This is a genomic window from Calditrichota bacterium (assembly GCA_014359355.1).
Lineage (GTDB): Bacteria > Zhuqueibacterota > Zhuqueibacteria > JANLFK01 > Oleimicrobiaceae > Oleimicrobium.
In genome coordinates this window covers 1-15,862 of record JACIZP010000194.1, presented here as the reverse complement: position 1 = coordinate 15,862, position 15,862 = coordinate 1, and the positions used below count along the sequence as shown (strand labels likewise).

Genomic DNA, 15,862 nt, shown 5'->3' with positions numbered 1-15,862 from the left:
TCTTCCAATGGAAAGGGAACAGACGATGACCAGGCATATGATGCGGCACTTGTTGTCAGCGATCCTGGGGCTGGGTCTTGTCGTCATGGCCGCCGCCCAGACCCAGTACACCGACGAGGACATACGCCGGATGGTGCGGGAGTCGCCACGCTTTTCAGAGTTTCCGGAGGCTGGCGCGGTGATCCTCTTGGAGCAGGTGGTGCATGAGGTGAACGACGACGGCAGCGCGGTGACCAGCGAGCACTTTTTGGTGAAAATCCTGCGTGACCGCGGCAAGACCAAGTTTGCCGACCTGAAGCGCACCTACAACTTGAAGACCGATAGCATGGAGGTCCTGCTGGCGCAGACGCGCAGGCGTATCGGGGCACCGATCCCGGTGGAGAAGGAGGCAATCAACGACATTACCCCGCCGGAGCTCGCCGATGCGTCTGTCTATGCCGATTTTCACCAGAAAGTTATCTCCTACCCGGAAGTGGCGCCGAACATCTGCCTTGAGCTCAAGCGGCGCACCTATCACAGACCTGACGAAACCGGCGACAAGTACTTTTGGGGCATGACCACTTTCCAGGGCGATGAGCCCATCATGGTCAAGGAGTACACGGTGGTGGTGCCCAAAGGGCTGGAGTTTTCTTTCAAGTCTGCCGCTGACATCCCGGAGCCTGTGGTCTCGGACAAGGGCGACAAGAAGGTCTACACCTGGCGCGTGGAGAAGGCACCACAAATCATTGCCGAGCCCTACATGCCTCCCGAGATGGAGCCGCGGCTGCTCTACAGCTCCTGCCCCTCGTGGGAAGCGTTGGGGACGTGGCTCCGGGACCAGTTCCGTGACAAAGTGCAGCCGAACTCAGCCATCCAGGCCAAGGCTGCCGAGCTCACCAAGGGCCTCGGCAGTGAGGAAGATAGGGTGCGAGCAGTCTACCTCTGGTTGGTGAGCAGGGTGCGCAACGTCAGCTTGCCATTGGGGGTAACGGGCTATGCGCCTCACCCAGCTTCTCAGGTGCTGGAGAACATGTACGGTGACTGGCGGGACAAAGCTACCTTGCTTACTGCTTTGCTCAGCGCTGCGGGAGTGCGCGCGGACGTGGCCTTTGTCAAGCGCAACGGTGCTGCATTGCTGGTGGAGATCCCCACGCCGAAGCAGTTTGACGCCATCTACGTGCGCGCCATGCTGCGTTCCGGACAAAGTCTTTGGCTTGACCCCTTTGCGGAGGATTGTCGGTACGGTTACTTCCCAGGTGGCGATGGGGCGCAGGCCTTGGTCTTCACGGAAAAGGGCGGCGAGCTGGCCACTGTGCCGCCATTCGCTGCCCAGGTGAATAGCTTCGTGCTGCGCGGCCAATACATTTTCGCGGGCGACGGTACGTTGCGCGGCAGCGAGGAACTTTGCGTCGACGGTGCTTTTGACCGCCGGCTGCGCTCACGCGTCAAGGATTTGACCCCCAAGGAGCTCGAGCAACTCTTCGAGCAGGCGGCAAGTAGGGTGGGCGAAGGGACCAAAATCACGACGCGGTCGCTGTCGAGCTTGAAGGACCTTGCCGTTCCCTCCCAGATGACATGGGCGTACGAGTCGCCCGACTATGCCGTGGCCGAAGGTGACATGTTGGTCTGCCTCCTCCCGCCCATGGGCTTCGACTTTCTGGAGGCGACTCCCTATCGCCCCACGGTGCAGGAACGCAGGTACCCCTTCCACATTGGGATGAATTGTAGCTTCGAATCCGAGCGGCGCTTCCGGTTGCCAATGGGCTTTCGGGTGGCCTACCTGCCGGCTAAGGTCGCCGTGGAAAACGAGTTCGGCGCGTGGGGGCTCGACTACCAGAGCGACGCGAAAGACCCCAATGTGGTGGTGGAGAAGAGGACAGTGCTCCTGCGGCGGCAAACCATACCAGTGGAGAAGTACGGCCAGTACAAGGCTGTGTACGATGACTATGTGCATCGCCGGAACACGATGATTCTCTTGGAAAAGGTGAAGTGAGGACAAGCACAGGAGGAACTGCAATGCGAGTTTCCCGCCTAGGAGGCGCGGCAGTAACCGCGTGTTTGCTCCTTGGGCTCGTGACCGGGAGCCTCTACGCCCAGAGCCTTGAGGCCATGAAGAGCAAGGTCAAGGATAAGACGCTCAGCAACGGCATGAAGGTCATCGTCATGGAACGCCGCGATGCGCCAGTGGCCTCCTTTCATGTCTACGCCGACGTCGGTAGCGCCAACGAATCCTATGGCATCACCGGCATCTCCCACTTGCTGGAACACATGGCCTTCAAGGGGAGCACGACCGTGGGCACCACCGATTATGCGCAGGAGGCTGTAGTCTTGGCCCGCCTCGACTCCGTCTACGAGGAACTGCAGCGGGAGCGACACTCCCCCCGTCCCGACTCTGCGAAAATTGGCAGGCTCCAACACCAATTTGCCACCCTTGAGGCAGAGGCCAAGCAGTACGTGGTCACTGACGAGTTCGTCGACCTGCTGCGTAAGGAAGGCGACCGCGCCGTGAACGCGTACACCAGCAACGACGCCACCCAATACATCAACTCCCTGCCTGCTAACCGGTTGGAGTTCTGGATGGCGCTCACCTCAGATCGCTTCCTCAATCCCGTGTTCCGCGAGTTCTACAAAGAACGCGACGTGGTCATGGAGGAACGTCGGCTGAGTTTGGAGACCAGGCCCATAGGGCGGCTCATCGAGGACTTCTTGGCGACGGCTTTCAAGGCCCACCCCTACCACCACGAAGTCATTGGCCACATGTCCGACCTGGAGCGCATTACCCGAAGGGACGTGGAGGCCTATTTCCGCAAGTTCTACATCCCCAGCAACATGGTAGTGGCCATTGTCGGAGATGTCGATGCTGAGGAGGTCTTCCGCCTGGCGGAGTTGTACTTTGGGCGCATTCCCAGTGGCCCCAAACCGGAAGGCCCTCGCACCGAAGAGCCAGAGCAGTGGGGGCAGCGCCGCGTCGAGGTGGTGGCGCAGTCGGAGCCGGTGCTGCTCGTTGGCTACCATCGCCCGTCCATTCGCCACGCGGACCACTACCCTCTCGACGCTCTGGCCAACATCGTCGGCATAGGCCGTTCGAGCAGGCTGTACGAGGAAATGGTGAAGAAGCGCAAGATTGCCGTCCAAACCGGTTGCTTCAACGGCTTCCCGGGTGACAAGTACCCCAACCTTATCGCCTTTTACGCCATTCCTGCCAAGGACCACACCTCGGCTGAGTGTCTTGCAGTGATTGATGCCGAAATCGACAAGCTGAAGGAAGCTGCGGTGACCAAGGAGGAGTTGACCAAGTACAAGCGCATGACCAAGAAAGGACTCCTGGACAGGATGAAGTCCAACGCGGGCATGGCCGAGATGCTGGCCAACGCCGAGGTACTGCTGGGCGATTGGCGCGCGACCTTTGAGCAGCTCAATCGTGTCGAGGCGGTCACGGCGGCCGATATCCAGCGGGTGGCCAAGACTTATCTGACGACCCGCAATCGCACCATTGGCGAGATCGTGCCGGAAAAGAGCGCTTCGCGCTAACCAGCAGTCATTGCACGAGTAGCTACGAGGGACAAGCAATGAAGAATCGGAAATACCTCTCGACCGTTGTCGCTGCCGTGCTGGCCAGCGGCGTTTGGATCAGCGCCCTTTGGGCGCAAAAGAACCCGAAAGAGCAGTTTGTGCATCCGCCCCTTGGCAAGATCACCTTGCCTGCGGTGGAGAGCGTGACCTTGAAGAACGGCATGAGGGTCTTTCTCGTGGAAGACCACGACTATCCCACCATCGACCTGCGGGCAATGATTCGCACCGGCTCGGTGTATGAGCCCGCCGACAAGGTGGGTCTGGCGGCGATCACGGGCACGGTCTTGCGCACTGGTGGCTCGGCCAAGTTCCCCGGCGACGAGCTGGATCGCCTCCTGGAAAAGCTCGGCGCCAGCGTCGAATCCTCCATCGGTGAGAATTCCGGCTATGTTTCCGTTTCGGTCTTCAAAGAGGACATCGCCACCGGCCTCGAGGTGATGGCCGATCTGCTGATGCGTCCGCTCTTTCCCGATGAGAAGATCGAGCTGGCCAAGATCGAGCAGCGCTCCGCCATTGCCCGCCGCAATGACGACGTGGGGCAGATCACCAATCGGGAGTTTGAGAAGCTCATCTACGGCGCGCAAAGTCCCTACGCACGGCACCCCGAGTACGCCACCATCGACGCGATTTCGCGCGATGACATCGTTGCCTTCCATCGGCACTTCTTTTTCCCCAACAACGTGCTGATGGCTGTGTGGGGCGACTTTTCGGCCAAGGAGATGCGGCGCAAGTTGGAAAAGGCCTTTGCGACCTGGCAACCCAGCCGCGAGCAGGTGCCACCCGTGCCGACGGTGCAGTACCAGTACGACTTTTCCGTCAACTACGTGCACAAACCGGACGTGAACCAGAGCAACATCATGCTCGGCCACATCGGAGGCGAGCTCAACAACCCGGACTTTCCCGTCTGGCTGGTGATGAACGAGATCTTGTCGCTGGAGCGATTGTTCAAGCGGGTTCGCACCGAAGAGGGCCTGGCCTATTCGGTATGGGGGAGGTTCAGTGCGAACTATGATCATCCTGGCATCTTTAGCTGCGGGTGCCAGACCAAGTCGCAGAGCACGGTGAAAGCTATTCGCCTCATCTTGGAAGAGCTTGAAAAGCTGCGCACCGCCGAGGTGAGCGACGAGGAGCTGGCGCGCGCCAAGGATAGCTTCCTCAACGGCTTTGTCTTCGAGTTCGACTCCAAGGCGAAAATCGTCAACCGCCTGCTGACCTACGCCTATTTCGGCTACCCTCCGGACTTTATGGAGAAGACTAGGCAGGCGGTCGAGAAGGTCACCAAGGCCGACATTCTGCGCGTGGCAAAGGAGTACCTCCGCCCGGACAAGGTGCGCATCCTAGTGGTCGGCAAGCAAGAAGATTTTGACGAGCCACTGGCAGTGCTCGGAAAGGTGAACGTCATCGATATCACCATCCCGGCTCCGGCGGAAAAGATCCCGCCGCCGACACCGCAGACGCTCGCCCAGGGCCGCAACCTCATCGAGCTCGTCAGTGAAGCCTGCGGCAGCCCAGACGTCTTGGAGAAGATCGCTAACCTCCAGGCCGCTGTTGAGCTTACCATGGTGACGCCCGGAGGTGAGATGTCGCTCACAGGCGAGCTGCTCATCGTCTATCCTGACCGCATGCGCGTCGTGCTGACCACTCCCATGGGGTCGGTCACTATGGTGGTCAAAGGCGATGAGGGGTGGATGAAGACTGCCCAGGGGACCATGCCCATGCCGCAGGCGCAAGTGGAGAGCTACAAGGCCAGCCTGGCCCGTGACCTCGTCTGGGTGTTGGGGCACTGGCCGGACTACAGGGTGCAGTACCTTGGCGAGCGGGAGTTCGCCGGGGCGAAGGCCATCGACCTGCTCGTGCTGAACGAGCGGGCGCCGTTCCACATCCTTGCTGACCCGAAGACCATGCGGCCGGTCGGCACCATCTACCAGGACATCAGCGAACAGGGCCCGGCCCAGCACGAAGAAGTCCTTTCCGATTACAGACAGCTGGGCTACGCCTGGATCCCCTTCCGGTCGGTGGTCAGCGTGGGCGGGAAGAAGCGATCAGAGACCGTGTTCAAAGAGGTGCGGCTGAACGTTCCTGTTGACCCCGCCTGGTTCGAGAAGTAACCGTAACGTTCACCTGTCAGAACTTGTTCCTGCCCCTTGGCCGGCACTGCTGAGGGGCAGGTCTTTTCTTGGGGAGATTGACCGCGAGTCCAGAAGGTCTCGTGCCCCTCCGTGGTCGTGCTTGTGCCGGCTATGCGCGGGGGACGAAAGTGCAGGGTCCGCGGTCCGCCTGGGCTCGGACGAGGGCTTCCGAGCAGCGCGAGTAGCCGCGGAGCTGGATTGCGGGAGCGGGCTCTCGAAGCCGGGCGGCCAGGGCGGAGCAAGGTGGTGCCCCGCCCTCATTGGCATTGCCTACGGCTTGCGCAGCTTCTTGAGGCGAATGTTGCCGTTGGTGGTCTCGATCTCGATGGGATCGCCGCCACCGTTGAGCTCACCCGTAGCAACGATCACCTTCTCGATGCGCCGGCCCCATCCTGTCCCCTCTTCCTCTTTGATGGTCAGGGCAAAGTCGGAGAGTATCTCGTATCGTTCCATGGCCCGGTCAGTGATTTTCAGCACGGCGTGCACAGTTGTAGGCAAAGCCTCGGGGATGACCAGGGTCACCTCGCCTCCAGAGGTCTTCATGCGCACGTGGTGGTCCAGGGAAAAGTCGGCAAGGGTCATCTCCCCGTAGATGTCGCCGCCGGCGGTGGAGGCCTCGATGAAGCCCTGCACGCCCCGCAGGTGAATGTCCCCGCCCAAGGTGCTCGCCTGCACTCCGCCCTTGATCCCTTGGGAGCGGATATCGCCGCCGGCGGTCTTGGCGCTGATCGGCCCACCGATGTCGAAGAGCGTCACATCGCCGCCCGAGGTGGAGGCCTTGACCGCTCCTGTGGATCCGCGGACTTCGATATCACCGCCCGAGGTGGTCGCCTCCGCTTCGCCGCCCACGTTGACCAGCATGATGTCACCACCCGAGGTCTTGACGCGCGCGCTCCCCTTGCAGTCGCGCACGACAATGTCGCCTCCGGCCGTGGACGCCTCCACGGTGCCGCCGATCTCGCCCAGCTCGATGTCGCCGCCTGAGGTGGTGAGCTTGGCGCGTTGCGTAATGCGCAGGGCGCGGATGTCTCCCCCTGCAGTGGACGCGCTAAGCACGCCGTCGTTGCCATCGATGGTGATGTCGCCACCGGAGGTGCTCAGCTCGGCGTCGCCAGCTGTCTGGCGGACCGCAATGTCACCGCCGGCGGTCCTGAGCTTGATAGTCCCAATGAGGACGCTCAGCGAGAGGTCTCCTCCGCTGGTGCTGACCTCGACGTCAAAGCGCACCGGCACGTGCACCTCAAAGCTACTCTCCAGCCAGCGCCGCAGGAATTCGCTGCCGTCGACCTCGACGCTGTTCCCCACTTGGCGGTAGCCGACTTTGGCTCGTTTGACGGCCTCCTCAGCTTCTTCCTTGGTGAAGACGTCCATCCGCCGGCGCTCGAGGATGTAGACCTCCGCCTTATCCCAGGTGCGGATGGCCACGTCGCCGCTGATGTCGTGCATTCTCAACTGTCCGCCAGGCTGGACGGCAAAGCTGTTCTCGATTTCCGCCACCCAACGCCGCCCCTGCTTGCTCAACTTCTGGCCCATAGACGCACCGGGCATGAGCGTCAGGGCAAGGCAGAGCAGAAGGGCAGCCATCACGAAGCGCTGCGGACGTGGTTTCATGGTTGGTTCTCCTATGCTTCTTGGTTCTAACGACTGGCTGGCGACGTCTCGCGTCGCTCCAAGGCCTTCCCCGCCCTGCGGCGCACGTAGGCGCTCGTATCGCTTTTTGCTAACCCGCTCAGGGTTGGGGCAATGTCAGGGTCAAAGGCACGGCTGCTCAGCGCGTCGATTGCCTCTTTGCGGAGGCTGGGGTTGCGCTCGGTGAGCAGCACCCGGATAAGCGCCTGTTTGATGGGCCTGCTCAAAGGGAACTCCTTGAGCACTCGGATCGCCTGCAGCCGCACTCCGGTGTTCGGGTCCTTTTCCAGGGCGGCAATCAAGGCGGCCTCAACCTCTTCGTCGGCCAAAGGCGGCGAGGCGAGGGCTTTCACCGTGCGCAACCGCACTCCGGGGTTGTCTGCCTCGGTGAGCGTGTGGACCAGGAGTGCCCGAATGCGCGGGTCAGAAGGTGCGCCCCGCAACACAAGGTCGCCGAGCTGCACCTCGACCTGCCGCGAGTCGGGATCGTATGAGAAGCCGCGAACATCTAAGGCACTTCGGTCAAACAGGGGCGCCTCGGCCAAGGGGCGCGGCTGCCAGGGGAGGAGATAGCGCCCTATGAATACGCCTGCCACGAGGAGGCAAATGGCAGCGGCGATTCTCACGGCAGGCCGCCAGCTACGCCAAGCCGGTCTCCAGGCCTGGCGGCGGCCCTCCATGAGGCGCTGCATACGAAGTCGATCCCACAACTCCGCCCGGCACTCGTCCAGCAGGGTTTGGTCGATTGCCAAGCCGCTGCGTTCCTGGAAGCGGCTCACAAGGCGGCGCAACTCCTCCATTTCGGCCGCACAAGCCGGGCACGCCTGCACGTGGAGACGCAGGAGCTCTTCTTCCTCAGAGGACAGATCTCCTGAGGCGTAGAGAGCAAGCTGTCGGCGGTATTTTCGGCATGGTTTCATGGCTCAGCGAGTCCTTTTCTCCTCAGTCACGGGGGTAGCTGACCAACTGCTGCCGTATCTTCTGCGTTGCGCGAAACAGGTAGTTCTTCACCGTCCCTATTTTCGTGTCCAGAATCTCGGCAATCTCCGTCAACTTGTAGCCATGGTAGTGGCGGAGCACAAACACGGATCTTTCTTTGGGCGAAAGAGAGTCCAGGGCATGTTCCAGCTGTATCCTGAAATCTACGCCTTCTGCCTCCTGCTGGGGGTTCGGTCCCTGGTGCGCAAGTGACTTCGCTCCTTCCCAGGTTTCAAGCGAAGGGGCGGCCGGCTGTCGGCGCCTCCGGTGGCTGATCGCGCAGTTAAGGGTAACACGGTAAAGCCAGGTCGTGAACTCACTCTGAAAGCGAAAGCCGGCGATCTGCCGGAACACCCGCAGAAAGACCTCCTGATAGACGTCCTTGGCGTCCTCGACGTTTCCGCATATGTCGTATGCCAGACGCAGCACGCGCTGGTCGTAGCGTCGCACTATCTGGTCGAATGCCTGGCGCTCGCCTTGTTGCGCCCTGCGGATGAGTGCGCTCTCTTCGCTGTCCATGGATTCCCTTCGCTTTCTGCATACTTAGACACACCAGGCGGCAAAAGGTTTGCAAGCATTGTGGCGCCGACGGATTTTTCGCTGGTGCATCCTGTCGCCACATCGGAGGTGTGCAGGTTGCGGTAATGGGCCGCCGGTGCTGGACAGTCGTGGCACTCCAGGTGCGAAGACTTTGCCATGCGCGCCGTGGACCTTCGCCGGGGTCCAATCGCAGCTGGAAGGCGATTCGGCCGCCAGCCCAGAGGTTGCCCTGCGGAGAGCCCTCTCCCACAGGGCCATGCCCCCGCGTCCTGAAGCGCCAGCCTGCGCTGTGTCGAGAATGTAGGTATTGGGCGCTTGAAAAGCAAGGCGTTTCAAGCGCGACACAATGGCGCAAATAGTGCTTGCCGGTGATGGTGAATTTCCCTATATTTCGCGCGAACGTTTTTGCTGAGGAATGGTTGCGGTCTTTCTAAGACACTAAGGAGTATGGTTATGGCCAAGCTTGCGTTGCACGGTGGGACTCCGGTCCGGGAAAAGCCTTTTCCGAAATGGCCCGTGTGGGGGGACGAAGAGATTGCCAACCTCACGGAGGTGGTCAAGAGTGGCAAGTGGGGCTCGTTAGCGGGCACCAAGGTTAAGGAGTTCGAGCAAAAGTTCGCCGCCTACCAGCAGGCGCGCTTCGGCACCTGCGTGAACAGCGGCACCACGGCGTTACGTTTGGCCTTGATGGCGGTGGGCGTGGAAAGCGGGCAGGAAGTGCTGGTGCCCAACTACACTTTTATCGCCTCGGCTACTGCGGTGCTCGAGGCAGGAGCTGTGCCGGTGTTCGTCGACGTGGAGCCCGACACGTACAACATGGACCCAGAGGCCCTTGCCCAGCACCTGACGCCCCGCACGGCCGCCCTTATGCCCGTGCACTTTGCTGGTCGGCCGGCAGACATGGACCGCATCATGGCTTTTGCGCGCAAGCATGGCCTGAAAGTGGTGGAAGACGCCTGCCAGGCCTGGGGCACGGAGTGGGATGGCCACCGGGTGGGCGCTATCGGCGATGCCGGGGCCTTTAGCTTCCAATCGTCAAAGAACATTAATGCCGGGGAAGGGGGCATCATCACCACCAATGACCCGGAGGTCGACAAGATGGCCCGCGCCCATTCCAACTGCGGGCGCAGCGCCGACGGACAGTGGTACGAGCATTTCTACTACGGCGGCAATTCGCGGATGACGGAATTCCAGGCCGCCGTGCTCTTGGCGCAGTTGGGGCGCTTCGACGAGCTGCAGGCCATTCGCCACGAGAACGCTGCCTACCTTGACGAACAGCTGAGCAAGATTCCTGGAGTGGAGCCGTTGGCTAACCCTGCTAAGGCAACGCGCCAGTCCCATCATCTCTACATTTTCCGCTACCACAAGGAGGAGTTCGGCGGGGCGCCCAAGGCGCGATTCATCGAGGCACTGCGCAAGGAAGGGATACCCTGCAGCCCTGGGTATTCGCTGCCGCTCAACGCCCAACCGGTCTTCCTAAGAAAATCATTTGGCCCGCGGGGCAAAAGCATCCCCCTGCCCGTTGACTACAGCAAGGTGAAGACCCCGGTTACCGACCGCGCCTGCTATGAAGAGGCTGTCTGGTTTACCCAGAATATGCTGTTGGGGACGCAGCAGGACATGGACGATATCGTCGAGGCAATCGCCAAGATCAAGGCCAACGCCCAGGAACTCTGACCGTTTCGGAAGGGCGTGCCGTTCTGCGGGGCGGCACGCCCCATTTGCCCGCCTTGTCCACTGCACATCGCCCTTCTGGCCCCCACCAGCGGCAGTTTCTGCAGCATGCACTGCTGCGGGTATGTATACGCTGTGCAGGGGAAACTAGCAGGTTCCCCGCTGTTTCTTGTCGCGCCCACGAGAGCGGGCAAAGTACGTTTTCAGAAAGATTTGGAAGGCAGGAAGGAATGGAGTCCAAGGGCCGTTTGCTGAGGGCGGGGGTGCTGCTGCTCTGTGCCTTGGCAACTGGCGCCGGCGCGCAGCAGATTCGCTTTACCGACGTCACCGCCGCCAAGGCGGTCAAGGGCTACTTGGTCAATGGCGTGTCTGTGTATGGGCACGGGGTAGCCATGGCCGACATTACCGGCGATGGGCTGCCGGAGATCTACGTCTCCCAGGCGAACGAGGGAACTTCCTCCTACCCGGAGGTGCTGTACATCAGCAAGTCTGGGTCAGCCTACACGGAGGAAGCATCGCGGCGGGGACTTTACGACTCCTACGGCATCGGCAGCCATGGGATCGTCTTTTTCGATCTGGATAACGATGACGACTGGGACGTGTTCAACGGCAACACCACTGCCCGCAACCGACTCTATCGCAACAGGGGCAACGGCTACTTTGACGACATCACTGTTGCCGCGGGCATCAAAGACTGGGCATACGGCACGCGGGGTGTGGTGGCGTTCGATGCCAACAATGACGGCTACATGGACCTATATTGCGTGGGGGCCGAGGTCTCGGCCAACAAAGCTGAGCCAAACGAGTTCTACATAAACCTGAAAAACGGTACCTTTCAGTTGGCCGATTGGGGTTTGAAAAACGTCAACCAGGACGGTTTTACCCAGCAGGGGGTCACCGCCGTCGACATTGACAATGACGGTGACGTTGACGTGTACATCTCCCGTCGCGATGATACCCATGATGGCCGCTGGGGCGCTGCGTGCAACCTCCTTTTCATCAACAACGGCGACGGCACTTTTAGCGAACAAGCCGCGCAACGGGGCGTGCGCGGCTCCTTCTGGAACGACGGCGCCACCTTCGCCGACTATGATAACGACGGCGACCTCGACCTCTTCGTCATAGGGCAGAACCGGTACCTGGGCAAGGTGTTCGTGTATCGCAACCGCGGCGATGGCTATTTTGATGACGTGACGAACACGCTGAACATCGCCGGCAGGGGGTACAGCGTATTCGCCTTCGACGCGGACAATGATGGCGACCTCGACCTTTACATCCCCCAGCATTTTGGCAGCGAGACTTCGCCGAATCGCTGTCTCTTTTACCGCAATGATGGAGGCACCTTTGTTTCGCTTTCGAGCACGGGCGCGGAGCTCTACGCCTACGACCCCCGTGGCGGGGCGATCTCTGACGTCGATGGCGACGGCGACCTTGACATCTATTTCGCCGATGCTAACAAGGGTGCCAGCGCGAGCTACTCCAACCGTCTGCTACGCAACGACACGCAGACCACCAATCGCTGGCTCAAGGTCTATGGCCGTGGTCCGAAGGGGGACAAAGGGGGTGTCGGCACGAAAGTGTGGGTGTTTGACCAGGGCTGCTGCGACGACAGCAGCCACCTGGTCGGCTATCGCCAGATGCTCAGCGCCTATGGCTACCTTTGCCAGGACGACTACGTCCTGCACTTTGGCCTTGGGCAGCGCGACACGGTGGACGTCAAAATTGTAATGCTGGATGGTACGACGTTGCGGGCGCGCAAGATCCCGGCAAACAGCAAGCTGTACTTCACCAAACCTGCCGAGCTTGCGCTCCTCGATGGCAATGGCCAGCAGGGGCCAGGAAACGTGCCCCTGCCCGCGCCTTTCAGGGTCAAGGTGACGGACCAATATGGCAAGAAGGTGGTGGGGGCAGAGGTCACTTTCACGGCCGTCACGGGCAACGGACGTTTTCTCGAGGCGCAGCCGGTTTCGACTGACCGCGAGGGTATTGCCGCGGCGCGATTCGTCATGGGAAGCGTGGGCCAGACGCAAACGGTGCGCGCCACCTGTGCTGCGGTGCCAGGGGTTGCCGTTGAGTTTACCGCGACGATCACGCCCCACAAGGTCGCAGGCAAGGTACGCTACCCGGATGGTAGTATTCCGCCGACAGCAACGTTTACGGCGTACAAGTCGAACTACCCCGATGAGGTGCTCACGCAGAGCTCGGCAGGCTGCGGCTACAGCGGTGGGACCTACTGGATCCAATGCGAGAACTTTCCGCATACGTGGGCGCCCGGTGAAACCCTTCTCGTCGAGGTGCGAGATGGTGCCGCCGGCTATGTGAAAGGCTCAGTGGTTTTCTCCACGGCGGCCGTGGACTCGTTGAATCTGGTCATTTCAGTTTTCACGCAACAGATAACGGTGACCACCACGCCGCCAGGGTTACAGGTGGTAGTGGATGGCCAGCCGTACGTGGCGCCGCAGACGTTTGCCTGGATTCGAGGGTCCTCTCATACGCTCTCAGCTCCGTCTCCACAACAAGCAGGGCCTGGCACACGGCAGGTGTTCAATGCCTGGAGCGACGGAGGGGCGCAGACCCATGCGATAACCGTGCCCGCTTCGAACCAGACCTTCACTGCGCAATTCATGACGCAGCATGAGCTGACCGTCGTCTCCTCCTATGGCGCCCCGTTTGGCGCGGGGTGGTATGCTGCGGGGAGTTCCGCCACATTCGGCGTGAGCACGCCAGACACCAGCACCCCTGGCATCAAGCGGCTGTTGGTCGGTTGGACGGGGACAGGGACCGGTGCCTACACTGGGCCGAACGCGGTGGCCACGGTGGTCATGAACAATCCCATCCAGGAGCAGGCAGAGTGGCGAACCCAGTACTACCTTGCGGTTACGTCGCCTTATGGGTCGCCCACAGGGCAAGGATGGTACGATGAGGGCTCGATGGCGCGTTTCGGCGTCACCACGCCGGAGGTGCATGGCACCACTCGCTATGTGCTCACTGGCTGGTCAGGGCACTACACCGGGACGAGTGCGACTGACTCCCTGCGCATGGACGGGCCCAAGAGCGTGGTCGCTTCCTGGGCCACCGAGCACTACCTGAGCGTCAACTCGCCCTATGGGGTGCCTTCTGGCCAGGGTTGGTATCGCCAGGGCAGCACGGCGCAATTTGGAGTCGTGCCTGGTGTGGTGGTTGTCAACGGTGGTGTTCGCAGGGTCTTTCTCCGCTGGGCGGGGAGCGGCGCAGGTTCTTACAGCGGCACAGACACGTTGGCGAGCGTAGTAGTGAACAACCCCATCACCGAGACCGCCCAATGGAAGACCCAATATCGCCTGACCACTGCGGTCAATCCGCCTGGGGGCGGGAGCATGGTGCCTGAGCCACCCGGCCTCTGGTGCGACAGCATGGCCGTGGTCACACTGAGCGCTACACCCAACAGCGGCGGTGGTTACATCTTCGCGGGCTGGTCGGGGGCGCTTTCCGGCACAGCCAACCCCGCTTCACTGACGATGAATGGGCCGAAAAGCGTCACCGCGAACTTTACACCTCCAGGGCACGTTCGGATAACCACCGACCCACCTGGGCTGACGATCGTGGTAGATGGCGTCACTTACCCCGCGCCGGTGGATTTTGCCTGGGCGGTCGGCTCCGCCCACACGATCGCGGTGCAGTCACCGCAGGCAGGGCCCCCTGGCCTGCGCTACGTGTTCTCCACGTGGAGCGATGGCGGTGCGCAGAGCCATACGGTGGTCGTGGCGGGAGAAGCGCTCTACACTGCCCGCTTCACCACGGAGTACTACCTGAGCTTGGCCAGATCCCCGGAGGCCGGCGGGACGTTGGTGCCAGCGCCTCCAGGCGGGTGGTATGCACAAGGCACGACGGTGGTCCTTACGGCCACGCCAAGCCAGGGGTACGTCTGGGCCGGCTGGTCGGGTGACCTCGTGGGTCTCGGCAACCCAGCCACTGTGGTGATGAACCGTCCGCTCAGCGTTACCGCCAACTTTGCCGCATTGAGGCAGATTCTCCTTAGCACTGTGCCGGAAGGTAGGGAAATCGTGGTCGATGGCACCCCATACGCGGCCCCGCAGACGTTCTCCTGGCCGAAGGGAAGCCGACACACAATCGCAGCACCCTCGCCGCAGAGTGTATCCTCGGGCACGCGGTACGTTTTTCAGTCGTGGAGCGATGGGGGCGAGCAGAGTCACGAGGTAGTGGTCGACGAGGTGTCGGCGTATGTGGCCACTTTCCTTCTGCAACACTACTTGACTACGCGCAGCAATCCCCCTGAGGGTGGCAGCGTGACGCCCGCGCCCCCAGGAGAGTGGTTTGCCGCTGGGAGCCAAGTTTCAGTCACCGCTTCGTCGAACCAGGCAGGGGGCTATGCGTTCTGGGGATGGACGGGTGACCTGCAAGGCATGCAAACTCCGACGACGGTTCTCATGGATGGGCCGAGAGAGGTGATCGCCAATTTCGGCATCGGTCAGTACGCACCTCCCCTACTGGTGTGCTCCTATCCGGCCGCGGGAGCCATTGGCGTACCGAGAAACGCCTCAGTGTACTTAGCACTCCAGGGGCGGACGGGTGGCATGGATGTGAGCTCACTGGAAATGGAGGTGGACGGCCTCGCCGTGTTGCGGGCTGGCGTTGACCAGACGAACGGCAGGGTCTCAGCCCTCATGGTCGGGGACAGGTACACAGTCAACTACCGTCCCCGGGTTCCGTATGCCAGAAATGCGCCGGTCACCGTCCACGTCAGGTGCTCCGACCTGGGGTACCACCTCGGTGGGCTGGACACCACCGTTAGCTTCGTGGCCTGCGAGGATACTGCCTTTGTCATGGTCAGAAAGACCATCAATCAGCTTGGCGGTGAGGTCCTCTCGGAGCAGACTGGACTTGAACTGCATGTCCCCGCCGGCGCCTTGTCCGCACCGATACCCGTCGAGGTGGGCTTCATCTGGCACCCGCCGGCATTGCCGGAGAGCCTCAAGGTGATCGACCTGTACCACTACCTCGGCCCGGAAGGTCTCGAGTTTGCTGATTCAATCACCATAGCCATAGAGTATTCCGCCGACCAGCTCGCCGAGGCGGGCGTAGCAAGAGCCATCGACCTCCCCTGCTACCGCTACTCCAGCCGGCAAGGGGTGTGGTCACGGGTGCCCGTGGTGGCGGCAACCGATTCGAAGCTGTTTGTCAGAACGAAGGAGCTTTGTTATATCACACTCGCGGCAGGCAAGAAGAGCGCCGTGCAGGTAGCCGAGAGCGCGGTGCCGCAGCGCCTTGAACTCCTGCAGAACTATCCGAACCCGTTCAATCCACAGACAGTGTTGGAGTACCATCTGCCCGCTGCTGGGTGGGTGAGGTTGGCCATTTAC

Annotated in this window: 8 protein-coding genes; 5 read left to right on the top strand and 3 right to left on the bottom strand. The window is 61.4% G+C overall.

Going from position 1 to position 15,862, the window contains the following annotated elements:
- Positions 1-25: 25 nt before the first annotated feature.
- Genes H5U38_08675 through H5U38_08665 form a run of 3 tightly spaced genes read left to right on the top strand, consistent with a single transcriptional unit; the run spans position 26 to position 5,660 of the window.
- Positions 26-1,972 carry a DUF3857 domain-containing protein gene (locus tag H5U38_08675; GenBank protein MBC7187093.1) on the top strand — a complete coding sequence of 649 codons (1,947 nt, stop codon included), beginning with the start codon at positions 26-28 and terminating at the stop codon, positions 1,970-1,972.
- A 23-nt stretch (positions 1,973-1,995) separates the two neighbouring features.
- Entirely contained in the window at positions 1,996-3,510 is a 1,515-nt protein-coding gene (locus H5U38_08670) for an insulinase family protein (GenBank protein MBC7187092.1), read from the top strand.
- A gap of 38 nt (positions 3,511-3,548) precedes the next feature.
- Complete coding sequence (locus tag H5U38_08665; protein MBC7187091.1) at positions 3,549-5,660, top strand: insulinase family protein; 2,112 nt, start codon at positions 3,549-3,551, stop codon at positions 5,658-5,660.
- A gap of 291 nt (positions 5,661-5,951) precedes the next feature.
- Here H5U38_08665 and H5U38_08660 read toward each other — a convergent pair whose 3' ends face one another.
- Genes H5U38_08660 through H5U38_08650 form a run of 3 tightly spaced genes read right to left on the bottom strand, consistent with a single transcriptional unit; the run spans position 5,952 to position 8,807 of the window.
- The gene (locus H5U38_08660; protein MBC7187090.1) at positions 5,952-7,292 is read right to left on the bottom strand and encodes a DUF4097 family beta strand repeat protein; all 1,341 of its coding nucleotides are present in this window, start codon (positions 7,290-7,292) and stop codon (positions 5,952-5,954) included.
- A 26-nt stretch (positions 7,293-7,318) separates the two neighbouring features.
- Positions 7,319-8,230, bottom strand: a complete 912-nt coding sequence (locus H5U38_08655; GenBank protein ID MBC7187089.1) for a HEAT repeat domain-containing protein — start codon at positions 8,228-8,230, stop codon at positions 7,319-7,321.
- 22 nt (positions 8,231-8,252) lie between these two features.
- On the bottom strand, positions 8,253-8,807 hold the full coding sequence (locus tag H5U38_08650) for an RNA polymerase sigma factor (protein ID MBC7187088.1): 555 nt from the start codon (positions 8,805-8,807) through the stop codon (positions 8,253-8,255).
- A 474-nt stretch (positions 8,808-9,281) separates the two neighbouring features.
- Between H5U38_08650 and H5U38_08645 the strand changes: the two genes are divergently transcribed.
- Both H5U38_08645 and H5U38_08640 read left to right on the top strand, forming a co-directional pair.
- Positions 9,282-10,505 (top strand): DegT/DnrJ/EryC1/StrS family aminotransferase, encoded by a 1,224-nt coding sequence (locus H5U38_08645; GenBank protein ID MBC7187087.1) that lies wholly within the window; start codon positions 9,282-9,284, stop codon positions 10,503-10,505.
- A 227-nt stretch (positions 10,506-10,732) separates the two neighbouring features.
- The coding region (locus tag H5U38_08640; GenBank protein ID MBC7187086.1) for a VCBS repeat-containing protein at positions 10,733-15,862 on the top strand (5,130 nt) is incomplete at its 3' end.